This is a genomic window from Actinoallomurus acaciae, from assembly GCF_042429965.1.
Taxonomy (GTDB): domain Bacteria; phylum Actinomycetota; class Actinomycetes; order Streptosporangiales; family Streptosporangiaceae; genus Actinoallomurus; species Actinoallomurus acaciae.
Genome location: NZ_JBHLZP010000785.1, coordinates 1 through 2,791, shown reverse-complemented (window position 1 = coordinate 2,791; position 2,791 = coordinate 1). Strand labels below are relative to the sequence as shown.

Genomic DNA, 2,791 nt, shown 5'->3' with positions numbered 1-2,791 from the left:
CGCCGCGGTCTGGCTGATCGGCTTCCCGGTGCTGACCCAGGTGCTCGCCGACCGGACCGTCCCCTGGTGGGCGAACGTCGCCGGCCCGCCGCTAGGGCTCGTCCTGCTGGCGGCCGTGCCCGCCGCCATCCGCGGGGCGAGCGGGCTGAACCGCCGGCTGGCCCGGCTCCTGCTCGGCCCGACGTCCGGGCAACGGCGGATGCGCGCGCTCGAACGGTCACGGCACGTACTGGCCGCCGAGAACACCGAGGCTCTGCGTTCGATCGAACGCGATCTCCACGACGGAACGCAGGCGGAACTGGTCGCCATCGCCATGACCCTCTCGTTGGCCGACGACGCGCTCGGCGAGCGCCCGGATCCGGTACCGGACCGGCTGTCCGTCCTTCTCGCCCGGGCGCGGACCCAGACCGACGACGCCATCGCGGGGCTGCGGCGGATCACCCGTGGCATCAATCCGGTGCCGCTCGACGAGGGTCTCGGCGCCGCCCTGCGCTCGCTGGCCGCGGGCAGCCCGGTTCCGGTCGACCTGCGTTTGGACCTGCGTGAACGCCCGGACCCGGCGATCGAGCGCGTGGTGTACTTCTGCGCGGCCGAGCTCGTGACCAATGTCGCCAGGCACAGCGGGGCGAATGCCGCCACCGCGGCGGTCGTCGCCGCTCACGGCCGGGTCCGGCTGACGGTGACCGACGACGGACGGGGCGGCGCGTTCCCGGGCGGGGGGAGCGGGCTGACCGGCCTGGGCCGACGGGCCGAGGCCGTGGGCGGGACGGTGCGGATCACCAGCCCCGAGGGCGGCCCCACGACCGTCGTCGCGGACCTGCCGAGCACGGTGTGAGCCCGATCCGGCCGTCATTTCGTCACCGGAACGACGACGGACCCGCGTGGATCACGCACTGCCTCCGTTCTCGGTCAGGTAGGTGAGCACCGCCTTGACCCGGCGGTTGTCGGTCTCGCTGGGAGGCAGGCCGAATTTCATGAAGATGGCGGCCGCGTGCTTCTCCACCGCCCGCTCCGTGACGACCAGGCGACGGGCGATGGACCGGTTCGAGTGTCCCTGCGCCATGAGGTCGAGCACCTCCCGCTCCCTCGGGGTGAGCGAGTCGATCCGGCTCCGCCGGGCACCGCCGCGCAGCAGCCCGGTGACGATCTCCGGATCGAGCACCGTGCCGCCCGTGGCCACCCGGTGCAGGGCGTCGACCAACTCGGCGGTACGGGCCACCCGCTCCTTGAGCAGGTAGCCCACTCCGGCGGCACCGGCCGACAGCAGCCGCTCCGCCAGAATCGCCTCGACGTGCTGGGAGAAGACGAGGATGCCGACCTCCGGCCAACGGTCCCGGAGCTCAAGGGCTGCACGGATGCCCTCGTCGGTGTGCGAGGGCGGCATCCGGATGTCCACGACGGCGACGTCGGGGACGTGCTCGGCGACCGCCGCGAGCAGGTCCTCCGCGGTGCCGACCGCCGCGACGACCGCGCATCCCCGCGCCGACAGCAGCTCCACCATGCCATCACGCAGGACCACCGAGTCCTCGGCCAGGACCACCCGCGGCGAACGTTCCCTCATGCCCGTCATCATGCCGCCGTCCGAGCGTCGCCGATGCCGACGGCTAGCGGCCAAGGCTCGTTGTTGACAGAAATGGCTAATCGGATTAGCTTTTAGCTAACGGAATTAGCCAGAGCCTGGGAGATGTCATGACCGAGTACCTCGCCGTCGACGGCGGCACGATCGCATACGAGGTGGCGGGGTCCGGCCCGCTGATCGTTCTCGCGCACGGCATGGGCGACAGCCGCGCCGCGTACCGTGCTGTGATCCCGTCACTGGTGGCGGCGGGCCATCGGGTCGCCGCGGTCGATCTGCGCGGCTGCGGCGAGTCCAGCGTCGGCTGGCCGGCCTGGAGCCGGACCGCCATCGCCGGCGACCTGCTCGCCCTGATCCGCCACCTGGGCGGCCCGGCCGTGCTCGTCGGCCACTCGATCTCCGGCGGCGCCGCCACCATCGCTGCGGCGCAGGAGCCCTCGCTGATCAGTGCGGTCGTCGAACTGGCGCCGTTCACCCGCAGGCAGTCGATCCGCCTCGGCGACCTGCGGGTGAAGCGCTTCCGCCGGGGCATGCTGCGGCTGTTCGGCGCGGGCGTGTTCGGCAGCGTGCCGCTCTGGCGCTCCTACCTCGACGTGGCCTACCCCGGCGTCAAGCGGGCCGACTGGGCCGAGCGGCTCGACCGCATCGACTCTCTGCTGCGTGAGCCGGGCCGGATGAAGGCCATGCGGGGCATGGGCCGCAGCGCCCCGGCCGACGCCGGCGAGCAGCTCGGCAACGTCCGCTGCCCGGTCCTGGTCGTGATGGGCACGCTCGACCCCGACTGGGCCGACCCGCACGCCGAAGGCTCGGCGATCGTCGATGCCCTGCCGTCCGGCCTCGGCCGCCTTGAGACGATCGAGGGTGCCGGGCACTACCCGCACGACCAGTTCCCCGACCAGGTGGCCTCCCTCATGCTCGCCTTCCTGCAATCGGACGCCGCTCGTGCCTAGGGCCGGCCTGGACGCGGCGGCCGTGGTCGCCGCCGGTGCCGCCCTCGCCGACGAGGTCGGCCTCGCCGGCCTGACGATGGGGTTGCTGGCCGAACGGGTGGGCGTGCGCACCCCGTCCCTGTACAAGCACGTGGGCGGCCAGGAGGACCTCAACCGGCGCATCGCGGTCCTGGCTCTGGGCGAGGCCGCCGACGCCGTCGGTGACGCGGTCCAGGGGTAAGACGGCCGCGAGGCCCTGGCCGCCGCCGATGCCGCCTTCCGCGCC

Annotated in this window: 4 protein-coding genes; 3 read left to right on the top strand and 1 reads right to left on the bottom strand. The window is 73.1% G+C overall.

The window, feature by feature from the left end:
• A partial coding sequence (locus tag ACFFNX_RS46935) for a sensor histidine kinase (RefSeq protein ID WP_378212869.1) occupies positions 1-835 on the top strand: 835 nt, incomplete at its 5' end.
• Positions 836-886: 51 nt separating this feature from the next.
• Here the strand turns inward: ACFFNX_RS46935 and ACFFNX_RS46930 are convergent.
• Positions 887-1,561, bottom strand: a complete 675-nt coding sequence (locus ACFFNX_RS46930) for a response regulator transcription factor (RefSeq protein ID WP_378212868.1) — start codon at positions 1,559-1,561, stop codon at positions 887-889.
• Positions 1,562-1,689: 128 nt separating this feature from the next.
• Here ACFFNX_RS46930 and ACFFNX_RS46925 point away from each other — a divergent pair, with 128 nt between their 5' ends.
• Both ACFFNX_RS46925 and ACFFNX_RS46920 read left to right on the top strand, forming a co-directional pair.
• Positions 1,690-2,526 carry an alpha/beta fold hydrolase gene (locus ACFFNX_RS46925; RefSeq protein WP_378212867.1) on the top strand — a complete coding sequence of 279 codons (837 nt, stop codon included), beginning with the start codon at positions 1,690-1,692 and terminating at the stop codon, positions 2,524-2,526.
• Positions 2,519-2,746, top strand: coding sequence for a TetR family transcriptional regulator (locus ACFFNX_RS46920; protein WP_378212866.1), 228 nt, complete (start codon positions 2,519-2,521; stop codon positions 2,744-2,746). Before ACFFNX_RS46925 ends, ACFFNX_RS46920 begins: the two co-directional genes overlap by 8 nt.
• Positions 2,747-2,791: the final 45 nt, after the last annotated feature.

Bases quoted from the DNA above. Each gene is read 5' to 3' on its own strand.
- ACFFNX_RS46930 (WP_378212868.1), bottom strand. From the start codon at position 1,561: ATGAGGGAACGTTCGCCGCGGGTGGTCCTGGCCGAGGACTCGGTGGTC.
- ACFFNX_RS46925 (WP_378212867.1), top strand. From the start codon at position 1,690: ATGACCGAGTACCTCGCCGTCGACGGCGGCACGATCGCATACGAGGTG.